The organism is Tritonibacter horizontis (assembly GCF_001518015.1).
Taxonomy (GTDB): domain Bacteria; phylum Pseudomonadota; class Alphaproteobacteria; order Rhodobacterales; family Rhodobacteraceae; genus Epibacterium; species Epibacterium horizontis.
Genome location: NZ_LPUY01000060.1, coordinates 60894 through 86257, shown reverse-complemented (window position 1 = coordinate 86257; position 25364 = coordinate 60894). Strand labels below are relative to the sequence as shown.

The 25364-nt window shown below is 62.0% G+C and carries 22 protein-coding genes and 1 pseudogene; 20 read left to right on the top strand and 3 right to left on the bottom strand.

Going from position 1 to position 25364, the window contains the following annotated elements; genetic code table 11:
• The first annotated feature begins 3 nt into the window (after positions 1 to 3).
• From TRIHO_RS10260 to TRIHO_RS10245, 4 genes are read left to right on the top strand one after another with little or no spacing between them, the layout of a single operon-like run.
• Positions 4 to 858 (top strand): SDR family NAD(P)-dependent oxidoreductase, encoded by an 855-nt coding sequence (locus TRIHO_RS10260; RefSeq protein ID WP_068242792.1) that lies wholly within the window; start codon positions 4 to 6, stop codon positions 856 to 858.
• Positions 851 to 1654 (top strand): enoyl-CoA hydratase-related protein, encoded by an 804-nt coding sequence (locus TRIHO_RS10255; RefSeq protein WP_047998029.1) that lies wholly within the window; start codon positions 851 to 853, stop codon positions 1652 to 1654. The genes TRIHO_RS10260 and TRIHO_RS10255 overlap by 8 nt, the downstream gene beginning before the upstream one ends.
• 11 nt (positions 1655 to 1665) lie before the next feature.
• Positions 1666 to 2148 carry a PaaI family thioesterase gene (locus TRIHO_RS10250; RefSeq protein WP_068242789.1) on the top strand — a complete coding sequence of 161 codons (483 nt, stop codon included), beginning with the start codon at positions 1666 to 1668 and terminating at the stop codon, positions 2146 to 2148.
• The gene (locus tag TRIHO_RS10245; protein WP_068242786.1) at positions 2148 to 2549 is read left to right on the top strand and encodes a PaaI family thioesterase; all 402 of its coding nucleotides are present in this window, start codon (positions 2148 to 2150) and stop codon (positions 2547 to 2549) included. Before TRIHO_RS10250 ends, TRIHO_RS10245 begins: the two co-directional genes overlap by 1 nt.
• An 18-nt stretch (positions 2550 to 2567) precedes the next feature.
• Here TRIHO_RS10245 and TRIHO_RS10240 read toward each other — a convergent pair whose 3' ends face one another.
• Positions 2568 to 3911, bottom strand: a complete 1344-nt coding sequence (locus TRIHO_RS10240; RefSeq protein ID WP_232367764.1) for a TetR/AcrR family transcriptional regulator — start codon at positions 3909 to 3911, stop codon at positions 2568 to 2570.
• A gap of 37 nt (positions 3912 to 3948) precedes the next feature.
• On the opposite strand from TRIHO_RS10240, the gene TRIHO_RS10235 reads away from it, so the two are divergent.
• The 4 genes from TRIHO_RS10235 (at position 3949) to TRIHO_RS10220 (ending at position 8224) form a co-directional block, all read left to right on the top strand.
• A complete protein-coding gene (locus TRIHO_RS10235; protein WP_332307218.1) occupies positions 3949 to 4776 on the top strand; it encodes a glucose 1-dehydrogenase in 828 nt (275 codons plus the stop codon).
• A gap of 112 nt (positions 4777 to 4888) precedes the next feature.
• Complete coding sequence (locus tag TRIHO_RS10230; protein ID WP_068242783.1) at positions 4889 to 6826, top strand: AMP-binding protein; 1938 nt, start codon at positions 4889 to 4891, stop codon at positions 6824 to 6826.
• Complete coding sequence (locus tag TRIHO_RS10225) at positions 6823 to 7677, top strand: SDR family oxidoreductase (protein WP_068242780.1); 855 nt, start codon at positions 6823 to 6825, stop codon at positions 7675 to 7677. The genes TRIHO_RS10230 and TRIHO_RS10225 overlap by 4 nt, the downstream gene beginning before the upstream one ends.
• A gap of 91 nt (positions 7678 to 7768) precedes the next feature.
• Positions 7769 to 8224: a PaaI family thioesterase gene (locus TRIHO_RS10220; protein WP_106406181.1), complete on the top strand. Its 456-nt coding sequence runs from the start codon at positions 7769 to 7771 to the stop codon at positions 8222 to 8224.
• Positions 8225 to 8251: 27 nt separating this feature from the next.
• On the opposite strand, the gene TRIHO_RS10215 is transcribed toward TRIHO_RS10220, so the two are convergent.
• Entirely contained in the window at positions 8252 to 9772 is a 1521-nt protein-coding gene (locus TRIHO_RS10215; protein ID WP_068242774.1) for a class I adenylate-forming enzyme family protein, read from the bottom strand.
• Between the two features lie 22 nt (positions 9773 to 9794).
• Positions 9795 to 11795 carry an NADPH-dependent 2,4-dienoyl-CoA reductase gene (locus tag TRIHO_RS10210; protein ID WP_068242850.1) on the bottom strand — a complete coding sequence of 667 codons (2001 nt, stop codon included), beginning with the start codon at positions 11793 to 11795 and terminating at the stop codon, positions 9795 to 9797.
• Positions 11796 to 11923: 128 nt separating this feature from the next.
• Between TRIHO_RS10210 and TRIHO_RS10205 the strand changes: the two genes are divergently transcribed.
• The 12 genes and pseudogenes from TRIHO_RS10205 to TRIHO_RS24190 form a co-directional block, all read left to right on the top strand.
• Positions 11924 to 13105, top strand: coding sequence for an acyl-CoA dehydrogenase family protein (locus TRIHO_RS10205; RefSeq protein ID WP_068242771.1), 1182 nt, complete (start codon positions 11924 to 11926; stop codon positions 13103 to 13105).
• Positions 13102 to 13881 (top strand): enoyl-CoA hydratase/isomerase family protein, encoded by a 780-nt coding sequence (locus TRIHO_RS10200; RefSeq protein WP_068242768.1) that lies wholly within the window; start codon positions 13102 to 13104, stop codon positions 13879 to 13881. The genes TRIHO_RS10205 and TRIHO_RS10200 overlap by 4 nt, the downstream gene beginning before the upstream one ends.
• Before the next feature lie 7 nt (positions 13882 to 13888).
• Positions 13889 to 15049 carry an acyl-CoA dehydrogenase family protein gene (locus TRIHO_RS10195; protein ID WP_068242766.1) on the top strand — a complete coding sequence of 387 codons (1161 nt, stop codon included), beginning with the start codon at positions 13889 to 13891 and terminating at the stop codon, positions 15047 to 15049.
• A 26-nt stretch (positions 15050 to 15075) separates the two neighbouring features.
• A complete protein-coding gene (locus TRIHO_RS10190) occupies positions 15076 to 16467 on the top strand; it encodes a phenylacetate--CoA ligase family protein (protein WP_068242763.1) in 1392 nt (463 codons plus the stop codon).
• The gene (locus TRIHO_RS10185) at positions 16464 to 18071 is read left to right on the top strand and encodes an acyl-CoA carboxylase subunit beta (protein ID WP_068242760.1); all 1608 of its coding nucleotides are present in this window, start codon (positions 16464 to 16466) and stop codon (positions 18069 to 18071) included. The genes TRIHO_RS10190 and TRIHO_RS10185 overlap by 4 nt, the downstream gene beginning before the upstream one ends.
• Positions 18072 to 18081: 10 nt before the next feature.
• On the top strand, positions 18082 to 20091 hold the full coding sequence (locus tag TRIHO_RS10180; protein ID WP_068242757.1) for an acetyl/propionyl/methylcrotonyl-CoA carboxylase subunit alpha: 2010 nt from the start codon (positions 18082 to 18084) through the stop codon (positions 20089 to 20091).
• Position 20092: 1 nt separating this feature from the next.
• Entirely contained in the window at positions 20093 to 21052 is a 960-nt protein-coding gene (locus TRIHO_RS10175) for a hydroxymethylglutaryl-CoA lyase (protein ID WP_068242754.1), read from the top strand.
• Between the two features lie 12 nt (positions 21053 to 21064).
• Positions 21065 to 21979 carry an SDR family NAD(P)-dependent oxidoreductase gene (locus TRIHO_RS10170; protein WP_068242846.1) on the top strand — a complete coding sequence of 305 codons (915 nt, stop codon included), beginning with the start codon at positions 21065 to 21067 and terminating at the stop codon, positions 21977 to 21979.
• Positions 21979 to 22773: a citryl-CoA lyase gene (locus TRIHO_RS10165; protein WP_068242847.1), complete on the top strand. Its 795-nt coding sequence runs from the start codon at positions 21979 to 21981 to the stop codon at positions 22771 to 22773. Before TRIHO_RS10170 ends, TRIHO_RS10165 begins: the two co-directional genes overlap by 1 nt.
• A 3-nt stretch (positions 22774 to 22776) precedes the next feature.
• Positions 22777 to 23940: an acyl-CoA dehydrogenase family protein gene (locus TRIHO_RS10160; protein WP_068242752.1), complete on the top strand. Its 1164-nt coding sequence runs from the start codon at positions 22777 to 22779 to the stop codon at positions 23938 to 23940.
• Positions 23941 to 23952: 12 nt separating this feature from the next.
• Positions 23953 to 24792 (top strand): FAS1-like dehydratase domain-containing protein, encoded by an 840-nt coding sequence (locus TRIHO_RS10155; RefSeq protein ID WP_068242750.1) that lies wholly within the window; start codon positions 23953 to 23955, stop codon positions 24790 to 24792.
• Between the two features lie 218 nt (positions 24793 to 25010).
• Positions 25011 to 25309 (top strand): annotated as a pseudogene (locus TRIHO_RS24190) (IS66 family transposase); the annotation flags it as partial.
• Positions 25310 to 25364: the final 55 nt, after the last annotated feature.

The window sequence follows — 25364 nt, the reverse complement described above, 5'->3', positions numbered from 1 at the left end:
AACATGAGCGAAGAAAAAGCACGGCGTTACGCGCCGGATCTCATGGCGGGCCAGGTGGCTCTGGTCACCGGATCCGGCTCGGGGATGGGCCGGGCCACGGCGCTGGAAATGGCCTCCTGCGGGGCCAGGCTGGCCCTGTTCTCGCGCCGCGAAGAGCCGCTGGAGGAGACCGCCGAGATGATCCGCGCGGCGGGTGGCGAGGCCTTTGTCGTGCCAGGCGACACCCGTGACGCGGATAGTATCGAAATAGCGATGGGGCGCATCAAGGACCATTACGGGCGGCTTGATGTTCTGGTGAACAACGCGGGCGGCCAGTATATCGCAGCCGCGCGCGACATCACCAACAAGGGCTTCGAGGCTGTGATCCGCAACAACCTGATAGGATCGTGGCAGATGACACGCGCCGTGGCCGATCATTTCATGTATGAAAACGGCGGCTCCATCGTCTTCGTGACTGCGATTTCAGCGCGCACCGCGCTCACCGGGTTCACCCATACCGTCGCCGCGCGCGCCGGCGTGACGGGCATGATGAAGACCTTGGCCGCCGAATGGGGCGAATACGGGATCCGTCTGAACTGCGTCGCGCCGGGAACGATCAAGACAGAGGCGCTTGGCCGCTATCCCATTCCGCCGGAGCGCTGGAAACAGCTCAACCGCTCGGTCCTGAACCGGATGGGCGCGGCGGAGGACATCGCCGGGACGATCATTTTCCTCGCATCCAAATTGGGGAATTTCATGACCGGCGAAGACATCTATGTAGACGGCGGGGAAACCCTGCACATGGGTCACGATGCCCGTGACATGATAAACCCTGACATGTTCGAGAAACGCGAACGAGGAGATGGAAAAAATGAGTAACCCCCCCGTCGTTCTGGAAATTTCCGACAGGATAGCCACGGTCACGCTGAACGATCCGGAACGTCGCAACCCGATCACCGGAAACGACATGATCGCCGCGCTTCTGGACGCGTTTGCAAAAGTGCAGGCCGACCCGCAGGTCAGCGTCATGATCCTGACCGGTGCCGATCCGGCCTTCTGCGCCGGCGGCGACATCAAGGAGATGAACGATCCCGACAGCATCTTTCGCAAGGAACCGCTTGCGGCGGCGCAGAGCTATGTCGATGGGGTGCAGCGGCTGCCTCTGGCGCTCTACAATCTCGACGTTCCTACCATCGCCGCGGTCAACGGCGCGGCGGTCGGCGCGGGATGCGACCTGACGATGATGTGCGACATGCGCGTCGCCTCGGACAAGGCGCGGTTCGGCGAAGTCTTTTTGAACCTCGGAATCATTCCGGGCGATGCGGGCAGCTGGTTCATGCTGCGCCGTCTGGGCCATCAGAAAGCTGCCGATCTGACCTTCTCGGGCCGCATGATCGATGCCGCCGAGGCCCTGGAAATGGGAATGGTGCTGGAGGTCGTGCCGCATGAGAAATTGATGGACCGCACCCGCGAACGCGCCGCCGTCATCGCATCGAAGCCGCCGCGCGCGGTGCGGATCGCAAAGCGTCTGATGCGCAATGCCGAACGGATGGATCTACCAGATTTCCTGAATTCCGCGGCGGCCTATCAAGCGCTCATGCATCAGACTGAAGACCACCACGAGGCGGTCGCTGCCTTTATCGAAAAACGAAAACCGAATTTCACGGGTCGCTAAAGGAAGATCACATGTCCGATATCACCAAGAGGAAGATGGAGCAGATCGCGCAGATGTGGAATGCGCGCGGCAAGGGTCTGATAAAGCATATGGCACTCCAGATCGAAGAGGTCTCGACCGAAGGCGTTCGAGTTCGGATGCCGTTCAATCCGGAGTTTTGCGTCGACGCGGATCAAACGCGGCTTCATGGTGGCATCCTGACGGCTCTGCTGGACAGTGTGTTCGGTCTTGCAAACTTTGTGGCAATCGAGGGCGTCAGCACCATTGCCACTCTTGACCTTAGGGTTGATTACCTGCGGCCCGCTCGATCGCGCGCGGACGTCATCGTTCGCGCGCATTGTTTTCGGGAAACCCGCCATATCGCCTTCAATTCCGGCAACGTCTGGTTCGAGGGTCATGAGGCCGCTGAAATAGCCCGTGGAACCGCCTCGTTTGCATTGACGCGCGGCAACACCAGCCTGTTTGACGCGATGACAAAAGGAAAAGCCTCGTGATGGATGTGCTATCAGCCAATGCCAACGTATCCCGGGTGCCGTTCTTCCGATTTCTCAATTTTGAGATCCGAAGCTTGGACAGTCTCCATGCCGAGGCGGAAATGACCTTTGATGACCGCCTTATCGGTAACCCGGTCATGGAGTACTACCATGGCGGGATCATCGCGAGCTTCATGGAAGCGACCGCCGCTATCGCAGTTCATCCCGATTTCGCGGACGTCCCGGTCAAGCCGATCAATCTGACCGTCGATTACCTCCGCCCTGGTGTGAAGGGTCCGCTTTATGCCCGCGCTAAATTGACCCGCAAGGGCAAGCGGATGGCGAGCGTCAGCGTGATCACATGGCAGACCGACCGAGAAAAGGCGGTTGCGGAAGGGCTGTACCACTTCCTTCTGGTTTGATCGCAATGGCTGCGCTCATCAGGCTCGCGCGACATTCTCCCTGTCGCAGATCCCTTCAAGAAGCAGCTTGATGAGCATGCCAGAGAACTCAGACAATGAAAGATACCCCGAGCTTCCCTCCTTGTTGGGATCAAACCATTCCACCGTCCAGTTCAAGGCGCCCAACATCACCTGGCGCAGAGGGACAATCTTGATGTCAGATCTTATGGCGTCGTCTTCCTGCGCTTCGCGGAGGATCCTGTCCCAGAGTTTTCCGTACTCATGACGAATTCCCCCGTGACGCTCCCTGAAATGCATGGGAAGCATCCCATAGCTTCTGATGTTTGCAGACGTGAATACGCTTGCCTTGAAGAGAAAATGCAAGTGCGTCCAGATCGCGGTTGCGATCCTAGCATGATGGTCATATGGCGCGTGAAATTCTTGGACTGCTGCGGTGACCCCAGATAGCAAATCGCTCAAGCCGGCGTTCAGAACCTCGTCCACGATCGCGTCTTTGGATTTGAAATGGTAATAGACGCTGCCCGCCTTCATATCCGCTTCATCCGCGATCTGTCTTAGCGTGGTCGCCTTGTACCCTTTGTCTCTAAGAACGCGCGCCGCAGCCCCCAGGATTTCGGCGCGGGTTTTTGCGGCCTTGCCGATGGTGTCTTGCTCTTCAACAGAAGCGGCTTCGCCGCCCGTCTTCTGGCCGTCTGTGTCAGTTCGGTGACTGGGACACATGCCGTCAAGTATCAGTTTGCTCATACGTTCCGACAGGATATGCACCGGATACCGATCCACATTATACCATTCGACGGTCCAGTTCATGGCGCCCAATATGAACTGCCGGATCGCCGTAACGGAAATGTCGTTTCTGAGCCGGCCAGAGTCTTTGGCGTCCTTCAGAAAGCTGCTCCAGACCCCGGCATAGGAGGCCCGCAAATCTCGATGCGGGGCGCGCGCTTCATCCGACAGCATCGGATAGTTCCGGATATTGGCGGAAGTGAAGTCGCTGTCGGTCAGGAGATAGGTCAGGTGGGTTTCGATAAGCAAAGCGAAGGTCTTGCGAAAATCCTCGGGGCGTTGTTTCGCCGCGTGGACGATTTCGCATACCTTCTCGTAAAGCTGCCGCACACCAAGTTCGAGAACCTCGCTCAAAATCTGGTCCTTGGACTGGAAATAATAGTAGATGCTTCCGGCTTCTATGCCGGATTCATGGGCGATGTCGCGCATCGTCGTCGCGTAATAGCCATCGTGCCGAAAAAGTCGGGCAGACGCAGCGAGGATGTCCCCGCGCGTCCTTTCGGACTTGCTCAGCTCATCTTCTGTTTTATTGACCACATCAAGCCGTTGTATCATCCGCTTTCGATAGTTGTCGTCCACAAGGATGTCCATTGAAATAAATCTAACAAGCGTTAGAATGTACGAAAGAACGCCTCGAATCAAGTTCTTTGCCAAGGTGTTAGCGGAAGAGGAGGACATCCATATGCGCGGGTTGAATGGAAAACGTGTCATCGTGACTGGTGGCGGCAGCGGAATCGGGCGCGCGGTGTGCGAACGGTTCGGCGAAGAAGGTGCCGAGGTTGCGGTCTTCGACATGAATGAAGGCGGCGCGCAGGAAACGGTCCGTCTGATCCAGAGCGCCGGCGGAAAAGCCCAAGCTTACAAGGTGGACATCACCGACCGCGCCCAGGTGGACAAGGCGGTGGCCGCGTTCGAGGTCGGTGGCCCGATCAACGTGCTGGTGAACAACGCCGGCTGGGACGAGAACAAGTCGTTCCTCGACAGCGATGCGGATCTGTGGAAAAAGGTCATCGACATCAACCTTTATGGTCCGCTGAACATGCACCACGCGGTGTTGCCCGGCATGGTCAATAACGGCGGGGGCCGCGTGGTCAACATCGCCTCCGACGCCGGCCGTGTCGGGTCTTCGGGCGAGGCTGTCTATTCGGCTTGCAAGGGCGGTATCATCTCGTTCACCAAAACGGTAGCGCGGGAACTGGCGCGCAAGGGCATTCAGTTGAACGCTGTCGCCCCCGGCCCGACCGATACTCCGCTGTTCGCCCAGTTTGCCCAGGGCGAGGCCGGTGCGAAGATCGCCGAGGGTCTCAAACGGGCGATTCCGATGAAGCGGCTGGCGCAGCCGACGGATTATCCTGGCATCATCTGCTTCCTGTCGTCCGACGACGCCGGTTTCATCACCGGCCAGGTGATCTCGGTTTCCGGCGGCTTGTCGATGCACGGTTGACCGTGGGCGGCAATGCCTGTCTCAAGGTATTGCCGCCACGCCGTGTCCAGGGCTAGCTCCCCGACTGGCCGCGCCTGATGTGCGGCCATTTTTCGTTGTAGAAAGGTGGCGAATGTTTCAGCCAGACTCTGACATTCAGCGGTCAAGCACGCTGACCGCATTTCTGAATGACTGCGGCATTGGCAGTTACGAAGATCTCGCCCATCGCGCCAATGAGGAGCCGGACTGGTTCTGGGGCCGGATCATTGACCATGCCGGCATACGGTTCAGCAAGCCGCACACGGTGTTGCGGGATATCTCCGATGGGCCTGAATCGATCAGATGGGCCATCGGAGCCACTTTAAATCTGACGGAAACCTGTCTCGACGCACGGATTCACGAAGGTCTTGGCGAAAAAACTGCGATTGACTGGGTCGGCGAAGACGGAAGCCGCCGCCGCTGGACCTATTTCGAACTTGCCGCCGAAGCCGCCCGCGTCGCCTCGGCCCTTGACGCGCGCGGGGTACAGCCGGGTCAGGCGGTGGGTATCTACATGCCGATGATCCCCGAAATCGAGGCCGCTCTGCTGGGTATTGCCCGGTTGGGCGCGGTCGCGGTGCCGCTGTTTTCCGGCTTTGCGCCGCATGCCATCATCTCGCGCCTGAAGGATGCGGGTGCGGTGGCGGTGCTGACGGCGGATGCCACACCCAGACGGGGCAAGCCGGTCTGGATGGAGGCGATGCTGGCCGAAGCCCTGACCGAGGTGCCTTCCGTTCATACCGTGTTCAGCCTGCGGCGGTTCGGCGGCGCGGTGGCCGATCCGGCCCGCGATCTCGACTGGACCGAAACCGTGGGTGCCGCCGACCCGGATTTCGCAGCGGTTGCCGTCAAGACCGAGGACCCCTTCCTCATCGCCTATACCTCGGGCACGACAGGCCGGCCCAAGGGCGTTGTGCATACCCATCTCGGGGTGCAGGCCAAGGCAACGGCGGATATCCTGCTGTGCCTCGACATGAAACGCGATGACCGCCACCTGTGGATGACCGACATGGGCTGGGTGATGGGGCCGCTCACCCTGCTGTCGGTGCTGCTGTCCGGCGCCACGCTTGTGCTGGCCGAGGGCGCGCCCTCTATCCCCGGCGATCCCTTCAGGCTGTTGCGCATTGCGTCCGAGATGCAGGTGACCCACATCGGCGTTGCCCCCACGCTGGTGCGGCAATTCATGACGCAAAGCCCCGAGCCACTCTCGGCCTATGACCTGGCACCCCTGCGCATCGTCGCCTCGACCGGCGAGCCCTGGACGGAAGACGCCTGGCTCTGGCAACTCGACCATATCTGCCGACGCCGCGCTGTGCCACTGAACATTTCCGGCGGGACCGAGCTTTTCGGCGCGATCCTGACCTCAACTGTGCTGCACGAAATCAAGCCGGGCGGCTTTTCGGCCCAGGCCCTGGGTGTGGGCGCGCGCGTACTGTGCGAGGATGGCCACGAGGCCGCGCCGGGCGAGGTGGGCGAACTGGTCGTGACCCAGCCGCCTCTGGGGCTGACCTCGGCGATCTGGGGCGACCGCGAGCGGTATCTCGAAACCTACTGGTCCACCTATCCCGGCATCTGGCGGCACGGCGACTGGGTGCGCCGCGACCCTGACGGCACCTGGTATATCCTCGGCCGCTCGGACGACACGCTTAACATCGCCGGTAAACGCATCGGCCCGCCCGAGATCGAGGCGGCGCTGACCGGGACTGGAGAGGTGGTGGACGCCGCCGCCATCGCCGCGCCCGACGATATCAAAGGGGTGGCCGTGGTCTGCATCTGCGTCGCGGCGCCGGGTGTGTCACCCGATGCCGTGCTGGTCGAACGGCTCAAGGACCGGGTGGGCGAGGTCGTGTCGAAACCCTTCCGCCCGCGCGAGATCCATTTCGTCGAGGCATTGCCCAAGACCCGCACCATGAAGACGATGCGCCGGATCGTGCGCGCGGCCTTCCTGGGCGAGGATCCGGGCGATCTGTCGTCGATCAGCAACCCCGAAACGATCCGGCCCATTGCAGACCTGCGAAAGGATAAGACATGATCACCGTTTTCGGAGCAACCGGCAACACCGGCTCCCCTCTTGTCGACACGCTTCTGGCGAAAGGCGCCGAGGTGCGCGCTGTCACCAGCAACCCCGCAAGTCTGGACGCTCTGAAGGCAAAGGGATGCGAGGCCGTCGTCGCGAGTTTCACCGATCCCGCCGCGCTGGCGCGGGCCTGTAACGGGGCAGAAAAGATATACCTGGTCACGCCTGCCCATCTGGACATGCGCCAGTGGAAGGCGAACGTGATCGAGGCCGCCAAGGCCGCGGGCGTGCGCCATGTCGTTCTGGCCACCGGGCTGGGTGCGTCGCCCAAGGCGGGGCTGACCTTTGGAAAATGGCACTCCGAAACCCAGGAGCTGCTGAAGCAGAGCGGGCTTGACTGGACGTTCGTCCAGCCGACCTATTTCATGCAGAACCTGCTCTGGCAGGCGGGAAGCGTCGCGAAGACCGGCGTCTATCATGACGATCTGGGCGGGCCCGTGGCCTGGATCGACGCCCGTGACATCGCCGCTGTCGCCGCCGAGGCGCTGACCGGGGCGGGCCACGAGGGCAAGACCTATGGCCTGACCGGCCCCGAGGCCTTGACCGGCGTGGATATCGCGGCAATCCTTTCGGATGTGACCGGACGATCCGTCATCTGCGCGCCGCTGTCGGCCGAAGACTCCAAGGCGACGATGATCGCCGGGGGGATGCAGGACGAAGTGGCCGCGGCGATGGTGGAACTGGCCTCGATCGCCCCCAAGGGCTATCTCGCGGGCATAGAGGCCACGGTCAGCGACGTGCTCGGACGCCCCGCCCGCCGCTTTCGAGAATTCGTCACCGAGCATCGGGATGCCTTCGTCCAGTGACCAGAGGCCTGCGTCAGCTCCTCCGGCGCGGGACGCCATGAATTGCGACCAACCGCCCAGATTGGGATGGCGAAAGAAACGGGACCAGACCTTGCCTAATTTCGAACCGAAGAACCCTGATTTCGATGCGCGCGTGCGCGACAGTTTCAACCGCCAGAAGGTGATGCACACGCTGGGGATCAGCATTGCCGAGCTGTCGCCCGGTCACATTGTGCTGGAAATGGCGCATGAGGATGCGCTGACCCAACAGCACGGGTTTCTTCATGCCGGGATCGTATCGACCGCGCTGGACAGTGCGTGCGGCTATGCCGGTTTTTCGCTGATGCCCGCCGATGCCGCGGTGTTGACGGTGGAATTCAAGATCAACCTGCTCAACCCGGCGGACGGCGAACGGTTTCGCTTCGTTGCCGACGTGGTGAAACCGGGAAGGAACCTGACCATCTGCGAGGCACGCGCCTATGCCACCAAGGGAGGACAGGAAAAGCTGGTCGCGACGATGACCGCGACGCTGATGGCGCTGGTGGGGCGGACGGGCGTGGCGGGGTGACGACCGGGGCCGGGCACCGGACGAGGGTCAGACCTTCAACCGGGCTTCGAGGACATGCCGCTGGACCTTTCCGCTGGTCGATCTGGGGAAATCGTCGAATGCGATGAAATGCAGCTCGCGCGGGCGTTTGTAGCCTGCCAGACTTTCGCGGCACAAATTCATCAGCGCATCCGCATCCGGTCGGTCATTGCCGCAGGCGACAAAGGCCACCGGGGCTTCGCCCCATTTCGCGTCGAACGCCCGCACCACCGCCGCTTCGACAACAGACGGATGCGCCAGAAGCACGCGCTCGATTTCCGCCGGATAGACGTTCTCGCCGCCGGTCTTGATCAGGTATTTCACCCTGTCCACAAAGTCGATCGTGCCATCGGGATTGCGCCGGAACAGATCGCCCATGTGAAAGAACCCGTTGCGAAAGTCTCGGGCATTGGTGGCGTTGGCGTTCCAGTAGCCAGAGAACAGCGTCGGGCCGCGCATCGCCATTTCACCGGGCGTTCCGTCGGGAACGTCGCGGTCTTCAGGGTCAACCAGCCGGACCTCGCAGAATGCGCTGATCCGTTTGGACAGTTTTTCGGGTATGACACCGGGCGCGATCAGACCCGCGGTGCCAGGCGGCAAGCCGGTTTCGGTCGCCCCGAAGGAATTCAGGAAGGGCGTGTCCAGAAGGCTGGTCAACTCCGCGATCTGATGTGGAGGTACCAGATCAGCCATCGCGCCGCAGACCTTGATCCCTTTCACCGGCAGCGGGTTGGCGCGCCGCTCGGCGATGAAGGCATCCAACGCGCCCGGCATCATCACGAACCAGCCGATCCTGTGGCGTGACAGCGCCTCATTGATGACGGCAGGTTGCAACCCGTCCACCATCACCACCGTGCCGCCGCGCAAGATCGTCGCCAGCGCATGATCGGTGGACGCCATGTGAAACATGGGCGCCCAGGCGATGAAGCCGTCGCCGGGATCGAGCGCCAGTTGCGCCGCGAAGACCATGGATCTAGCGATATGGGCGCGGTGGCTGATCAGCGCCCCCTTGGGTCGGCCTGTCGTCCCCGATGTGTAAAGGATTGTCAGCCCGGCCTCGGGATCCTCCACCAGGGTTCCGGTGCGCGGATCTGGTTTGGCCCCAGCGATGGCCGCGTCCAGATCCGGCCCGATCTCCATGCATCGGGTAGCGGAGACCGCATGATACGCGCCGCGCAGGCCGGGTTCGACCAGCGCCAGAACCGGCTCGACCAGATCGATGCAATGCCGCAGTTCATCCGGCGCAAGCCGCCAGTTCAGGCAGGCGACGATTGCGCCGATCCCCGCAGCGGCCAGTTCGGTTTCAAGATATTCCGCCCGGTTGTGCGACAGGATCGCGATCCTGTCTCCGGGCGTGACGCCTCTCGCCAGAAAGACGGCGGCCAGACGATCAACCCGCTCCAGCAACTCGGCGTAGGTCTGCCGTTTGCGACCGTCCTCGACGGCAAGAACCCTGGCACTGTCCTGCGCGCGGCTTCGAAAGATCGAATACAGATCGGCGCGTCCTGCGCGAAAAACCTCTGGCTGCATCGCATCCTCCCCTCATGCCTTTTCAGAGACCCTGCGCCAAACGCACCCCTTCATCAATGGCGCGCAGCGCGTCAAGCTCCGCCGCCTCTTTTGCCCCGCCGATCATCGTGACGGTGACTCCGCGCCCGGCGAGGGCCTCGGCCAGCGCCCGCTCTGGCTCCTGCCCGGTGCACAGCACGATTGTATCGGCGGCGATGACCTTTGGCTTTCCGTCCATGAGGATATGCAGCCCCGCGTCGTCGATACGGTCATAGACCACGCCGCCCATGGCCTCGACCCCGTGTTTGCGAAGCGCGTTGCGCAGGATCCAGCCTGTGGAGACGCCAAGCCCCGCCCCCGGTTTCGAGGTTTTTCGCTGAAACATGATCACCTTGCGCCGCGAAGGTTTCGGTGCCAGCGGATCGCCCGCAAGACCGCCCGGCGCGGCGAATGCCGGGTCTACGCCCCATGTCTCGCAGAATGCGTTGGTGTCGTGGACCTCTGCCGATCCGGTCACGAGGAATTCGGCCACGTCATGGCCGATGCCGCCTGCCCCCATCACCACGACACTGTCGCCCGCAGCACGTTCGCCGGACAGGATCTCGGCATAGGTGGCAACGCTCGGATGGTCCACGCCCGACAGATCGGGAATGCGCGGCGTGACCCCTGTGGCGATCACCACGTGGTCGAAACCGGTCAGATCATCCAGACCGGCCCGCTGCCCCAGGCGCAGCGTGACGCCGTGTTTGTGCATCTGGCCGGAATAATAGCGCAGGGTTTCGTCGAACTCGTCCTTGCCCGGCGCCGCACGCGCCAGGTTCAATTGCCCGCCCAGCCTGTCATGAGCTTCGAACAGGGTGACGACATGGCCCAGCCGTGCCGCCTCGGCCGCCGTGGCCATGCCCGCAGCACCGCCGCCGACAACCGCCACCTTCCGGGGAGTGTCCGTCAGCGTGTCGCGGAATTCGGTTTCGCGGCCCGCCCGCGGGTTGACCAGACAGCTCACCGGCCGGTCGGAAAAGATAAAATCCAGACAGGCTTGGTTGCAGGCGATGCAGGTATTGATCTCGTCCGCGCGGCCCTCGCGCACCTTCTTGACGAAATGCGGGTCGGCCAGAAAGGGCCGGGCCATCGAGATCATGTCTGCCTCGCCAGAGGCAAGGATGTCCTCGGCCAGTGCGGGCGTGTTGATCCGGTTCGAGGCGACCACAGGAATGGACACTGCGGCCTTCACATTGGCCGCCGCCTGCCGCCAGGCACCTCGCGGAACCGGATAAGCAATCGTCGGCACGCGCGCTTCGTGCCAACCGATGCCGGTGTTCAGAATATCCGCCCCCGCCGCCTCGATCTTGCGCGCCAGTGCCGCAATTTCATCGGCGGGCGCGCCGCCCTCGACCAGATCAGCCGCCGAAATCCGGTAGATGACTAGGAAATCCGGCCCGCAACGCTCCCGCACCGCGCGCACGGTCTCGACTGCAAAGCGGTGGCGGTTCTCGGCGCTGCCGCCCCAGTCGTCTTCACGCTTGTTGGTATGCGTGACAGTGAATTCGTTGATCAGATAGCCCTCGGACCCCATGATCTCGACGCCGTCGAACCCGGCGGCCTGCGCATTGGCGGCGGCTTTGGCGAAATCCTCAATGGTGCGGCGGATGTCGGCATCGGTCATCTCACGCGGGATGAAACGGTTGATCGGCGCGCGAATCGGTGATGGCGCAACGCAGCCCTCGATCTTGGCGTAGCGCCCGGCATGAAGAAGCTGCGCGCAGATCAGACTGCCCTCGGCCTGGACCGCCTCGCAGATTGGTCGCAGGTGCAGCGCCTCATCCGGGTCATCTATGCGCGGTCCTTCCGAGTCGAACACCCCCTCGGCATTTGGCGAAAACCCGCCAGTGACCAGAATCGCCGCCTCCCCCCGCGCCCGTTCCGCGTAAAAGGCGATCTGTTTGGCCAGGCTGTCCGGCTCGTTTTCCAGCCGGGTGTGCATCGACCCCATGATGATACGGTTTCGTAACATGTGCGCGCCTGCGCGGATGGGCGAAAGCATGGTTTCGAAGCTTTCCCTCTGCGTGTTTTCCACTGTGAACAGTCTCCTCGAAACTTAGCTTGATCTATATTCTAACATCCGTTAGATTTTTTGGGAAGAAGAGTTTTCGGTCAACGGGAGGAGTACCGATGCAGTTCCAGCCAACAGAGGATCAAAGGGCGTTTCGTGAAGCCGCCAAGCGGTTCGCCACTGAAAAACTGGCACCCAGCTACCTCGCGCGCGCAAGCGGCCACACCTTTGATCGTGCGCTGATCAAGGAGATGGGCGCATTGGGTCTGATCGGGGCCGATCTGCCCGAAGAGTTCGGCGGGCTTGGCGAAAGCTCTGTCACGTCAGGGATGATCGTCGAAGAAATCGCCTATGCCGATTTCAACGCAAGCTATGTCCAGCTCCTCGGCTCTCTCATGGGCGGGATGGTGGCCAAGCACGCCTCCCGCGAGATCGCTTCGGAATGGGTGCCCAAGGTTGTCTCGGGGGATGCTGTCATTGGCCTGGGCCTGACCGAACCGCGCGGCGGATCGGATGCGGCGAACCTGATTCTCAAGGCCACCAAATCCGGCAACGGCTGGCGGTTGAACGGTGAAAAGACCTCCATGAGCTTTGCGGCCCAGGCCGACGCGGCGGTAGTCTTTGCGCGCACCGGCGACCCCGAAGGCGGCTCGCGCGGGGTCAGCGCCTTTTTCGTCGATCTGAACCAGCCAGGTATCAAGCGCACCCATTTCAACGACATCGGCACCAGGCCGGTCGGACGCGGATCGGTGTTCTTCGACGATGTCTTCGTGCCGGCGGAAAACATGATGGCCGAACAGGACCGCGCCTTTGGCACCATCATGGCCGGGTTCGACTATTCCCGCGCACTGATCGGACTGGAATGCCTTGGTGCCGCCCAAGCATCGATGGATGAAACTTGGGCCTATGTCCGCGAGCGCGAAGCGTTCGGCGCACCCATCGTGCAGTATCAGGGCGTAAGCTTCCCGCTGGCAGAGGCCGAAACCCAGCTGACCATGATGCGGCAGCTTTGCTATTACACACTAGACCTGCGCGACCGGGGCCTGCCGCATACGTCCGAGGCGGCGATGTGCAAATGGTACCTGCCAAAAACCGCCTGCGAGATCCTGCACCAGTGTCTGATCCTGCACGGACATTACGGTTACACGACCGACCTGCCCCACCATCAGCGCTATAACGATGTGCTGGGCCTGCAGATCGGCGACGGCACCGCGCAAATCCAGAAACTGGTGATTGCCCGCGAAAAGGTCGGGCGGCTGGCGCTGCAGTATGACAAAAGGGCGAAGGGAGTGTCGAAATGAGTGCTCCGGTCGCCGTAACCATCGAAGGTAGCGTCGGCATCATCGAGCTGGCCCGACCCGAGAAATTCAATTGCCTGTCACTTGACGTGCATGAGCGCATATCTGCCGCGCGCGCGGAATTCGAGGCGAACCCGGATATTCGGGCGATCCTCATCCGGGCGCAGGGCAAGCACTTTTGCACCGGTGCCGATCTGACCGAGGTGAAGGGCAAACTGAACGATCCCGCCGCGCTGGACCATTTCATCGCCTTTGGCATGAAGAACCTGCGTGCGCTCGAAACCTCCTCCCTCCCTGTCGTCGTGGCGGTGCAGGGGTTGTGTCTGGCCGGCGGGATCGAGCTGATGCTGGCTTGCGACGTGTGTTTCGCCGCCGAAACCGCCCAGTTCGGCGATCAGCATGCGCAATTCGGGCTGATCCCCGGTTGGGGCGGCTCGCAGCGGCTGACGCGGTTGATGGGGCAGCGCCGGGCGCTTGACCTGATGTTCTCAGCCCGCTGGCTTGACGCGGGCGAGGCCAAAGAGGCCGGGCTGGTCAACTACATCGTGCCGGATGCGGATCTGCACAAGTCCGCGCTAGAGTACTGCCAAAAAATCGCCACCCGCTCGCGTCCCGGTATCGCCGAGATGAAGCGTCTGGCACGGGAAGGTGCGGACCTGGGCATCGACCAGCAAATGCGGCTGGAGCGTGACGCCGCCGTGCGCGCGCTGCCCAGTGATGACGTGGCCGAGGGGCTCGACGCATTCGAGAACCGGCGCGCCCCCGAATTCAAGACTTGAGGAAAACATGGAATTCACTTTGAACGACGAACAGCGCCAGATCTACGAATACGGCGGTCAGTTGGCGCAAAAATTCGACAACGATTATTGGCTGCGGCATGCCCGGAAACATGAATTTCCCAGGGAGATGTTTAAGAAAATCGCCGATGACGGCTTTCTTGGCATCATGGTTCCCGAAGAATACGGCGGTGCCGGGCTTGGCATGACCGAGATGGCCCTGTTCATGGAAGGCACGGCCAATCACGGCATTCCGCTGCTGATGATGGTGGTCGGCCCGACCATGTCGCTGGCCCATATCGCCAGCCACGGCACCGAGTTCCACAAGAAAGAGCTGCTTCCGGCCGCCTGCCGGGGCGAAATCCAGTTCTGTTTCGCGATCACCGAACCGGGGGCCGGGTCGAACACGATGAAGTCCACCACGCTGGCCAAGCGCCGGGGCAACCGGTTCAGCCTGACGGGGGAAAAGACCTTCATCACCGGGGCCGATGTGTCCGACTATTGCCTGGTTGTGGCGCGGACCAAGCCGCACACCGAGGTCAGCCGCAAGACCGACGGGTTCACCCTTTTTGCCGTGGACCTGAAAAAGAAGGGCGTCGCTCAACAACGAGTGAAGATCTCGATCCCTCTGCCCGAAGAACAGTGGACCCTGTTTTTCGACGAGGTGGATCTGGGTCCCGAGGACGTGGTCGGCGAGGTGGACGAAGGGTTTTCCATCCTGTTCGACAGCCTCAACCCCGAGCGCATCATCCTGGCCGCACTATGCTGCGGCATCGGCCGCTTCGCCCTGAACAAAGGTGTGGTCTATGCGTCCGAACGCAATGTCTTCGGTCAACCCATCGGGGCGCACCAGGGTGTGCAGCACCCGATGGCCAAGGCCTACACCGCCATTGAAATGGCCAGCCTGATGACCCGTCGCGCCGCGTGGGAGTTCGACAACAAGCTGCCCGCGGGGGCCTCGTCAAACATGGCCAAATACTTCGCCGCCGAAGCCGGGATCGAAGCGGTGGACGCCGCACTGCAGGCGCATGGCGGATCGGGTTTCACCGAGGATACCGGACTCTACGAGATGTATCCGCTGGTGCGGCTGCTGCGCACCGCGCCCGTGAACCGCGAGCTGTGCCTCAGCTTCATCGGCGAAAAGGTCATGGGCCTGCCGCGATCCTATTGATCGCCCGGCCCGGAATGGAGGACAACATGCAATTTGGAATGCGCTTCCGGCGGGAGGATGCCGCCGACAAGGTAAACGACCGCTACTGGCACGCGATCGAGGGCACGCCGCTCGAGGAGGTGCGCCGCATTCAGGAAGAGCGGCTGCGCGATCAAATGGCCTATCTCAAGGCGAACTCGACCTTCTATCAGGAGAAGTTCGCCGAGGCCGGTGTGGAATTCGGCGATATCCGCACCATCGAAGACCTGCAAAAGCTGCCCTACACCTACAAGACCGAGATCCGCGAAAGCCTCGCGGCAGAGCCGCCCTTCGGCAAGCACCGCGCCGCGCCGATGGCCGACATTATCCAGATGCAGGCCTCGTCGGGCACCACCGGCAGCCCGTCCTATATCGCGCTGACCGAGGCCGACGCCGAGATGTGGCACGAGATGACGGCGCGCTGTTTCTTTGCCAACGGCGTGCGGCCCGGCGACATGGTGCTGCATGCGTTTTCGCTGGCCAAGGGCTTTGTCGGCGGTATCCCTGTGGTGCAGGGCCTGCAATACATGGGCGCGATCGACGTGCCGGTGGGGGCGGATGGCGGTGTGGAACGGCTGTTGCGCGCCTGTGCGGACACCCGCCCGCGCTGTATCGTCGGCGCACCTAACTTCGTTCTGCATCTGGCCGAAAAGGCTCCGGAAGTGCTTGGCTGCAAGGCCAGCGAGCTGGGCGTCGAGCGGGTGATCGTGGGCGGCGAACCGGGCGGCGGCATCCCGGCGATCCGCGCCAAGATCGAAGCGGCCTGGGGTGCCAAATGCACCGAGATGCTGGGGGGCACCGATCTGGGCGTGACCTATTGGGCCGAATGCGACGCGCAATCGGGCATGCATATGGTCAACATGGACTACATCATCACCGAACTGCTCGATCCCGAAAGTGGCGAGATCATTCCTTGGAAAAAAGGCGCCGAGGGCGAAATGATCTATACCGCGATCGGCCGGCGGGCAAGCCCGCTGGTGCGGTTCCGGTCGGGCGATTATATTGAGGTCATCGACACAGAGTGCTCTTGCGGGCGCACCGGCCCCAAGATCCGTTGCACCGGTCGGACCGATGACATGCTGATCGTGCGCGGGGCCAACGTCTTTCCTTCCGCCATCAACAGCGTCATCACCGAAATGGTGCCGGACACCAACGGCGTCATGCGTGTCGTGGCGGATTTCCAGGGCCACACCACGCAGGGCGCGCTGACAGTGATCGTCGAACGCGGTCCTGCCCGTGATCCGGCGGATGACGCGGCCCTCAAGAACAAGATCGAGCAGCGCTTGCGCGATGCCCTCGTCTTCAAGGCCGACGTTCGCCTGGTCGCGCCGGATACGTTTGAAAAGCCCGGCGCAGCCAAGGTCGCCTTTGTCCTCAGAAAGTACCCGGACCTGCCATGACGAAAATGAAATCCCTTCTCGACACCGGGTCCGACGACTTCCGGAAAAACGACGCGCTTTACCGGGAAAAGGTCGGCGAACTGCATGCGCTTCGGCTGCTACAACGCGTCGGCGGCCCCGAAAAGGCCCGGGAACGGCATGTCAGCAAAGGCAAGATCCTGCCGCGCGAACGGGTCGAGCGGTTGCTCGACCCGGGCACGCCCTTTCTTGAAATCGGAGAACTCGCCGGGCTGAACAAATATGAAGGCGTGCCACCCGGTGCAGGGATCATCACCGGCATCGGCGTGATCGAGGGACGTCAGTGCATGATCATCGCCAATGACGCTACCGTGAAGGGCGGCACCTATTTCGGCATGACCTGCCGCAAACACGTCCGGGCGCAGAAAATCGCCTGGAAAAACCGTCTTCCGGTGATCACCCTGGTCGATTCCGGCGGGGCGTTTCTACCGGAGCAGGCGAGTATCTTTCCCGATGAGGGGCAGTTCGGCTCAATCTTCCATCAACAGATCGGCATGTCGGGCGATGGCGTACCGCAGATCGCCGTGGTCATGGGGCCCTGCACCGCGGGCGGCGCCTATATCCCGGCGCTTTGCGACGAGGTGGTGATCGTGCGCGGTCAGGGCTTCATGTATCTGGGCGGGCCGGAGCTGACCTTTGCGGCGACCGGCGAAAAGGTCGATGCCGAGACGCTGGGCGGCGGCAAGATGCATTCGTCCGTTTCCGGCGTGACAGACCATCTTGCCGAGGATGACGCGCACGCGCTGGCCATCACCCGCGAAATCGTCAGCCACCTGGGCGAAAAGCCGCAGCCGCGCAAGACGCCGACGTCGCCGCGCCCCCCGGCCTATCCGGTCGAGGAGATCTATGGCGTCGTCAGCCGAGACCCAAGGGTGCCGACCGACAACCGCGAGATTGTCGCGCGCCTTGTGGACGACAGCGATTTTCACGAGTTCAAGCCGCTTTTCGGCGACACCATCATGACCGGCTGGGGCCGAATCCATGGCCACGAGGTCGGCATCCTGGCCAATACCGGCGTGCTCTTTGTCGAGGCCGCGCTGAAGGCTACGCATTTCATCAATCTCTGCGTCCAGCGCGATATCCCGCTGCTGTTCCTCGCGGATGTGAACGGCTTCATGGTCGGCCGCGACGTCGAGCAGATGGGCATTGCCAAGGCGGGCGCCAAGATGATCACCGCCATGTCTTCGGCGCGGGTGCCGAAGTTCACCATCATCACCGGCGGCTCTTACGGGGCGGGTTACCTGGCCATGCTTGGCCGCCCGTTCCAGCCGGACGCGATGTTCGCCTGGCCCACGGGCCGGTCCGCGATCATGGGGCCGGAACAGGCCGCCAGCGTGCTGGCGCAGGTGCGCGCCCAGATCAACGAACGCGAAGGCAAGAAATGGACACCCGAGGAGGAGGAAACCTTCAAGGCACCAATCCGCAAGGAATACGAGGATTTCCAGGGGGCCTACAATTTCGCCTCCAACCTCTGGATCGACAGCGTGATCGAGCCAGCCGAGACCCGGGACGTCATGGCGCTGATGCTGGACATCGCTTCGCGCAGGCCCAAGGTCGAAACGCATTTCGGCGTGTTCAGGATGTGAGGCGCAAACCATGAAAATCAAAACGCTTCTTATCGCAAATCGCGGCGAAATCGCCTGTCGGATCGCGCGCACCGCGCGGGCCAGCGGCATCACCCCTGTTGGCGTGCATTCGCAGGCCGACGCCAACGCCCTTCACGTCCGTGAGATCGGCAAATCTGTCTGCATCGGTGCCGGTCCCGCATCCGAGAGCTATCTGAAGATCGACGCAGTCATCGCCGCCGCCAGATCCGTCGGCGCCGATGCGATCCATCCCGGTTACGGCTTTCTGGCAGAGAACGCAGATTTCGCCCGCGCGGTCGAAGCCGCAGGCATGATCTTCATGGGGCCGACACCGGAAACGCTGGAACGCTTCGGCGACAAGGCCAGCGCCAAGGACGCGGCGGTTGCCGCCGGCATCCCGGTTGTCTCGGGCGCCCAGGGCGCGCGCTCCAACCCGCAGGAAATCGCACAGGAAGTGCGCAAGATGGGCCTACCGGTGCTGCTCAAGGCGGTCGGCGGCGGCGGCGGGCGCGGGCAGCGGCTCGTGACAGATGAAGCCACGCTTGTGGAGGACATCGAGGGCGCGCTGCGCGAAGCAAAGTCCACCTTTGGCTCCGAGGGCCTTCTGCTGGAACGCTTTCTGCCCGAGGCACGCCATGTCGAGGTGCAGATCGCGGGCGACGGCAAGGGCCATGTGGTGCACCTGTTCGAGCGCGACTGCACGCTTCAGCGCCGCCACCAGAAGGTCATCGAAGAGGCCCCGGCCTGGGGCTTGCCCCGCACGCTTCTGGACGAGATCGCGCATGACGCGGTGCGCCTGGGCGAAACGCTCGATTATCGCGGTCTGGGCACGGTCGAATTTCTGGTCGCGGGGGACGAGTATTTCTTTCTGGAGGTGAACCCGCGCATCCAGGTGGAACACCCCGTAACAGAGGCGATCACCGGGCTGGACCTGGTCGCGTTGCACCTGCGCATTGCCGAGGGCGCGGGCCTGGGGCTTGTGCAGGGTGATCTGCGGATCAACGGCCACGCCGTCGAAGCGCGGCTTTACGCCGAAGACCCGGCCATGCAATTCGCCCCCTCGACGGGCACGCTGACCACACTCAGCTTGCCCAGCGGTCTGCGGATCGACAGCGGTGTCGAAGAAGGTGACGCGGTGACGCCCTATTACGACCCGATGATCGCCAAGCTGATCGTGCACGCGCCCGACCGGGAAACCGCCCTGGCGCGGCTGGCGACGGCGCTGGACCATGTCGCGGTGGAGGGCGTGGAAACCAACCGTGACTTTCTGACGGCGCTGGCGCGAAACCCCGAATTCGGGCAGATGCAGGTTCATACGCGCTGGATCGACGGCCGACTTGACGCGCTGACACAGCCGCCCCCCCTTACCCGCCCCGAGCGGTGGAAGGCGGCAGCCGCGATTCTGTTCGTGGCAACGTCGCGCCGCGATGCGGATGCCGATCCCTGGAGCAACCGCGATACCTTCACTGGCTGGCGGCTTGGCCTGGGTGGCGATGCGGTTGAGGCGGGACAGCGCGTGACGCTCTCCGATTCCGCCGGTGCATCCGAAGAATTGCGCGTCGGCCCGGTCAAACCGGGTGACAAATACACCGTTATTTCGGAAAACGGCGATGCTACCATGTTGACCGCGCGCGAAATCACGCCGGGTCGATGGCGCCTGAGCGAGGGCGATACCGTCCTTTTGATCGACGCGCGGCTCCACGCCGGGGTGATTGAGATGGACACGCCCGAAGGTCGGCTGATCTTTCGCCCGGCCACGCCGCTGGCCTTTGCCGGCGGCGATGCGGCAGCGGATCGCGCCGTAGTCTCGCCGCTGACTGGCATGATCGTCGAGATCAAGGTGACCGAAGGTCAACCCGTCGCCGCAGGCGACGTGATTGCGGTCATGGAGTCCATGAAAATGGAAATCTCGATCCGCGCTGCCGCAGCCGGGATTGCCAGCAATATTTCCGTCTCGAATGGGGACATGGTTGATCGCGGCCAGGTCATCGCCGAGATACTGCCATCTGAGGAGCAATGAAATGAGCGACTTTCCCAAATTCGTCGAATTTCGTGAGGAAGGCCCGCGCGAGGGCTTTCAGATCGAAAAGAAGATCTACCCGATCGAACAGCGGATCGAACTGATCGATATGCTTAGCGAAACCGGTCTGAAGCGCATTCAGGTCGGCAGCTTTGTCAGCCCGAAATACGTGCCGCAGATGGCGGACACCGGGGAGTTGTTCCAGCGTATCAAGCGCAAGCCGGGCGTGAATTACACGTCACTATGGCTGAACGACAAAGGGTTTCGCAAGGCCCTGACGGCGCATGAGGTCGATATCGACCCGCGCCTGCTGTTATATCCTTCCGAGGCGTTTGCCCAATCGAACAACAATTGTTCCTCCGCGGAAATGCGGGAAAAACAACGCGACTGGGTTCGTCTTTACAAGGAAGAGGGATATACGATCGACGCGGCCTATGTGATGACGGCCTTCGGCTGCAACCTCGAAGGCCCCATCCCGCAAGAGCGCATCTTGGACGATTTCCGCTTCGTTCTTCAGCTGTGCGAAGAAGAGGACATCCCCGTACCGATCCTTGTGATCGCCGATACAATGGGCTGGGGCAACCCCGAAGCGGTCAAGCGCATGATCGGCGCGCTGCGCGAAATGGCACCCGATGCGCGCATCGGGATGCATATCCATGACACGCGCGGCCTTGGCATCGCCAATCTTTACGCGGCCCTGTCGATGGGGGTGGACATGTTCGAAAGCTCGGTCGCCGGTCTTGGCGGCTGTCCCTTCGCGGGCCACGGCCATGCCCGCGCCGCAGGAAATGTCTGCACTGAGGATGCGGTGTTCCTGTGCCACGAGCTTGGCATCGAAACCGGGATCGACCTGGACAAGCTGATCGCTGCGGCGGTTAAGGCGGAAGAAATCATCGGCGCACCACTGATGGGCCGGGTCATGCATACCGGCGGGCTCGACAAGTACCGCAAGGCAAACTGAAGAGGAATGAAGATGGCAAAGGCACTTGACGGAAAAGTGGTTCTGGTCACCGGCGCGGGTGGCGGTATCGGCCGCGATATCGCGCTGATGGCGGCGTCCGAAGGGGCGGCGGTGGTGGTCAATGATCTGGGGGCGTCCCTGAAAGGCACCGGCCAGACCGAAAGCGCCGCTCAGGCCGTCGTCGCAGAGATCAAAGCCGCCGGAGGTGATGCGATCGCCGATGGCGGTTCGGTCACCGACCCCGAGGCCGCGCGTGCGATGATCGAGGCCGGTGTCAAGGAATTCGGTCGCATTGACGCTGTGGTCAACAACGCAGGCATCCTGCGCGACGGGTTTTTCCACAAGATGACATACGAGGATTTCGATGCGGTGGTGAAGGTCCATCTTTATGGTTCCTTCAATACCAGCCGCGCTGCCGCCGATTATTTCCGCGAACAGGAAGGCGGTGCCCTGGTTCACATGACCTCGACCTCGGGTCTGATCGGCAATCTGGCGCAAGCGAACTATTCGGCCGCAAAGCTGGGTATCGCGGCGTTCTCGAAATCGGTCGCGCTCGACATGAAGCGGTGGAGCGTGCGGTCGAACTGCATCGCGCCCTTCGCCTGGAGCAGGATGATCTCGTCGATCAAGACCGAAACGCCCGATCAGGTGGCGCGGGTTGCAAAGCTCAAACAGATGACCCCTGCAAAGGTGGCACCCATGGCCTGTTTCCTCATGTCCGACAAGGCCGATGGCGTCAGCGGGCAGATCTTTGCCGTTCGCAACAATGAGATCTTCCTCTTCAACCAGCCCCGCCCGGTGCGGTCGGTTCATTCCGGCCATGGCTGGACAGCAGATGAAATCGCCGAGCGCGCCATTCCCGCGCTCAGATCGCAGTTCACACCGCTCGAGGTGTCGGCGGATGTCTTTTCGTGGGATCCGGTCTGATGGGGAAGCGCAAGGAAAAGATCACTTCGAACATCGGCTGGAGCACCCCTGACAAGATCTGCGTGCGGGGCCTTGACCTGCCGAACGAGATCCTGGGCCACATGAACCTGGGCGATCTCGCCTTTCTGCAACTGACGGGCCGCAAGGCCACGCCAGAGGAAAGCCGGGTCTTCAACGCCATTATCATTACCCTGGTGGAACATGGCATCACGCCTTCGGCCCTTGCCGCACGCATGACCTATATGGGCGCGCCGGAATCGCTTCAGGCGGCGGTGGCGGCCGGTCTGTGCGGGCTGGGCACGGTCTTTGTCGGCTCGATGGAGGGCGCGTCGAAGATGCTTTACGAGGCGCTGCCGCAGGACAAGCTGGGAACCGGTGTCGATCTGGATGCGCTTGCCGTCGAGACGGTCGAAAAGTTCCGCGCCCGCAAGGCCATCGTGCCGGGGCTTGGCCATCCGGTACACAAGCCGGTTGATCCACGCACACCGCGCCTGTTCCAGATCGCCGCCGAGAATGGCAAATCCGGCGAATATGTCGCTCTGATTCAGAAAATTCAGGGCGTGGCAGAGGCGAAATCGGGAAAGATGCTGCCGATCAACGCCACCGGTGCCATCGGCGCGATCTGCTGCGAATTCGGGTTCCCCTGGAAGATCGTGCGCGGCTTCGGTGTGATGGCGCGGGCGATCGGGCTGGTCGGCCATATCCTTGAGGAAAGCGAAAACCCGATTTCCTATGAGCTGTGGCAGCGTGCCGAGCAGGAAATCCTTGAAACCTCGGGACCGGGAGCGAAATAAACGATGCAGACATCAGCCCCCGAAACCCATGGCGACCTGCGCGATGCCCTGCGCGCGCTTTGTGCACAGTTCCCGCCAGAATATCATCGAAAATTCGGCGAGAACGAAACCTACCCCGTGGAATTTGTCGATGCGCTGACCCGCGAGGGCTGGCTCGCCGCGATGATCCCCGAGGAATACGGCGGATCGGGCCTGGGTCTGACCGAAGCCTCTATCATCATGGAAGAGGTGAACCGCTGCGGCGGCAACGCGGGCCACTGCCATGGGCAGATGTATAACATGGGCACGCTTCTGCGGCACGGGTCGGACGAGCAGAAGCAGAAATACCTGCCCGCCATCGCCAGCGGCGCGCTGCGTCTGCAGTCCATGGCCGTGACAGAGCCGACCACCGGCACCGACACCACCAAGCTCAAGACCACAGCGGTCAGGAAGGGCGACCGCTATGTGATCAACGGCCAGAAGGTCTGGATCAGCCGCATTCAACATTCGGACCTGATGATCCTGCTGGCCCGCACCACACCGTTGAAAGATGTCAAGAAGAAGTCCCAGGGCCTGTCGATCTTCATGGTTGATCTGAAAGAGGCCATCGGCAATGGCATGGAGGTGCGCCCCATCGCCAACATGCCCGGCCACGAAACCAATGAAGTGTTCTTCGACAACCTGGAGATTCCCGCCGAGAACCTGATCGGAACCGAAGGCCGCGGATTTTACCACATTCTTGACGGGCTCAACGCCGAACGCACGCTGATTGCCGGGGAATGTATCGGCGACGGATACTGGTTTGTGGATAAGGCCCGCGCCTATGCCGGCGAGCGTATTGTCTTCGATCGCCCGATCGGTCAGAATCAGGGCGTGCAGTTTCCTATCGCCAAGGCCTATGTGAACGTCGAGGCCGCCAACCTGATGCGCTTCGAGGCCGCAAGACGCTTTGACGCCGGGCAGGATTGCGGGGCACAGGCGAACATGGCAAAACTAATGGCCGCCGATGCCAGCTGGGAAGCGGCCAATGCCTGCATCCAGACCCATGGCGGCTTCGGCTTTGCGCGCGAATACGATGTCGAGCGCAAGTTCCGCGAGGCCCGACTGTATCAGGTGGCCCCGATCTCGACCAACCTCATCCTGTCCTATGTCGGCGAGCATATCCTGGGTATGCCGCGGTCGTTCTGAGGCCAGGGACCATTGAGTGAGATCGACCTTGACGCGCTGGCACCCTGGCTAGGACGCACTGAAACCAAAGAAGACGTCCTGACGCACGGTCTGATCGACAAATTCCGTGCCACGTTCGGTCCGCATCTTTGCGGCGGAGCAGGTGATGTCCCGCTGGGGATTCATTGGTGTATTGCCCTTGATACCGTGCCAGCTGCCGCTCTGTCAGACGATGGCCATGCTGCAAGGGGTGGGTTTCTGCCCCCTGTCCCGCTGCCAGCCCGTATGTGGGCCGGCGGCGATGTTACACATCTCACGCCGCTGAAGATCGGCGAAGCCGTCACCCGCCGCTCGGTGATCGGGGATATAACGGCCAAGCAGGGCCGCAGCGGAACGTTGGTCTTTGTGACCGTAGAACACGAGTATTCGAGCGGCGGCCGGCTTTGTATTCGGGAGAAGCAATCGATTGTCTATCGCGAGATTTCCGCGCCCCGCCCGGTCAAGAACGCGCCTGACGCGAGTGACCCCACCACGCTCAGATCGAGCCTTGCACCGGATCCGGTGCTGCTGTTTCGCTATTCGGCGCTGACGTTTAATGCCCATCGCATCCACTATGACCACGTCTACGCCACCGAAACCGAAGCCTACTCTGGGCTAGTTGTACATGGCCCATTGCAGGCGACGCTGCTTCTGAATCTGGCGGCGGAAGCCTTGAAGCCGTCGCCCCACCGTTTTTCTTTCCGGGGACTTGCACCGCTGACCCTGCCCTGCGAATTGCAGTTGCATAGAGAAGGGGCCGAAACCTCCGGGACAGTCTGGTGTCAGGATCAAAACGGTCTTCGAAGTTTTACCGCAGAATACGCGGCCGACTGATAGGTCGTCTCTTGTAAAGGATTCAATTGCTGACTACGGGCTGTTGACGTTCAGGATTCCCTAGAGCGTGTTGCATCAAATAGTATTCATCGGCCGGGGTGAACGCGTTGTGCTCCGCAAACGCTGCCTCACCCCGACCTATGAATGCTCGATTCCGATTGGATGCAATACGCTATAATCCGTTGACTTCTGATTCGAGGTTGCAAACAGCGGAGAATCGGATCGACGCGATCTTCGATATTGAGCGTGAAATCAATGGCAAGGACGCAGGCACACGTTTGGCCGCGCGACATGAATGATCACGCCCATCGGTCAAAGGTCTGCGCAGCTGATTGATCGCTGAGCGCGGCAAGCGGTCGAAACACAACGGCGTCGCCAAAGCCATCGACTACTTCAGCACCCCCAAGCATGGATGGCGGATGTGCTTGCCCGCCTTCCAAACATCACAGTCTCGCGCGTGCATGAGCTGCTCCTGTGGCACTGGAAGGCTGAAGTTGAAGCTATCAAGGCCGCGTAGCCGCGGCTCTCGCCGGATGCTTACTCCGTTTCTGCGGTTGTCGGGGTCTGATGCC

Coding starts and splice junctions, on each gene's coding strand:
- TRIHO_RS10165 (WP_068242847.1), top strand. CDS start 21,979: ATGGGGAAGCGCAAGGAAAAGATCACTTCGAACATCGGCTGGAGCACC.
- TRIHO_RS10235 (WP_332307218.1), top strand. CDS start 3,949: ATGTACGAAAGAACGCCTCGAATCAAGTTCTTTGCCAAGGTGTTAGCG.
- TRIHO_RS10190 (WP_068242763.1), top strand. CDS start 15,076: ATGCAATTTGGAATGCGCTTCCGGCGGGAGGATGCCGCCGACAAGGTA.
- TRIHO_RS10225 (WP_068242780.1), top strand. CDS start 6,823: ATGATCACCGTTTTCGGAGCAACCGGCAACACCGGCTCCCCTCTTGTC.
- TRIHO_RS10250 (WP_068242789.1), top strand. CDS start 1,666: ATGTCCGATATCACCAAGAGGAAGATGGAGCAGATCGCGCAGATGTGG.
- TRIHO_RS10195 (WP_068242766.1), top strand. CDS start 13,889: ATGGAATTCACTTTGAACGACGAACAGCGCCAGATCTACGAATACGGC.
- TRIHO_RS10200 (WP_068242768.1), top strand. CDS start 13,102: ATGAGTGCTCCGGTCGCCGTAACCATCGAAGGTAGCGTCGGCATCATC.
- TRIHO_RS10175 (WP_068242754.1), top strand. CDS start 20,093: ATGAGCGACTTTCCCAAATTCGTCGAATTTCGTGAGGAAGGCCCGCGC.
- TRIHO_RS10170 (WP_068242846.1), top strand. CDS start 21,065: ATGGCAAAGGCACTTGACGGAAAAGTGGTTCTGGTCACCGGCGCGGGT.
- TRIHO_RS10255 (WP_047998029.1), top strand. CDS start 851: ATGAGTAACCCCCCCGTCGTTCTGGAAATTTCCGACAGGATAGCCACG.
- TRIHO_RS10180 (WP_068242757.1), top strand. CDS start 18,082: ATGAAAATCAAAACGCTTCTTATCGCAAATCGCGGCGAAATCGCCTGT.
- TRIHO_RS10205 (WP_068242771.1), top strand. CDS start 11,924: ATGCAGTTCCAGCCAACAGAGGATCAAAGGGCGTTTCGTGAAGCCGCC.
- TRIHO_RS10160 (WP_068242752.1), top strand. CDS start 22,777: ATGCAGACATCAGCCCCCGAAACCCATGGCGACCTGCGCGATGCCCTG.
- TRIHO_RS10230 (WP_068242783.1), top strand. CDS start 4,889: ATGTTTCAGCCAGACTCTGACATTCAGCGGTCAAGCACGCTGACCGCA.
- TRIHO_RS10215 (WP_068242774.1), bottom strand. CDS start 9,772: ATGCAGCCAGAGGTTTTTCGCGCAGGACGCGCCGATCTGTATTCGATC.
- TRIHO_RS10260 (WP_068242792.1), top strand. CDS start 4: ATGAGCGAAGAAAAAGCACGGCGTTACGCGCCGGATCTCATGGCGGGC.
- TRIHO_RS10210 (WP_068242850.1), bottom strand. CDS start 11,795: ATGCTTTCGCCCATCCGCGCAGGCGCGCACATGTTACGAAACCGTATC.
- TRIHO_RS10245 (WP_068242786.1), top strand. CDS start 2,148: ATGGATGTGCTATCAGCCAATGCCAACGTATCCCGGGTGCCGTTCTTC.
- TRIHO_RS10185 (WP_068242760.1), top strand. CDS start 16,464: ATGACGAAAATGAAATCCCTTCTCGACACCGGGTCCGACGACTTCCGG.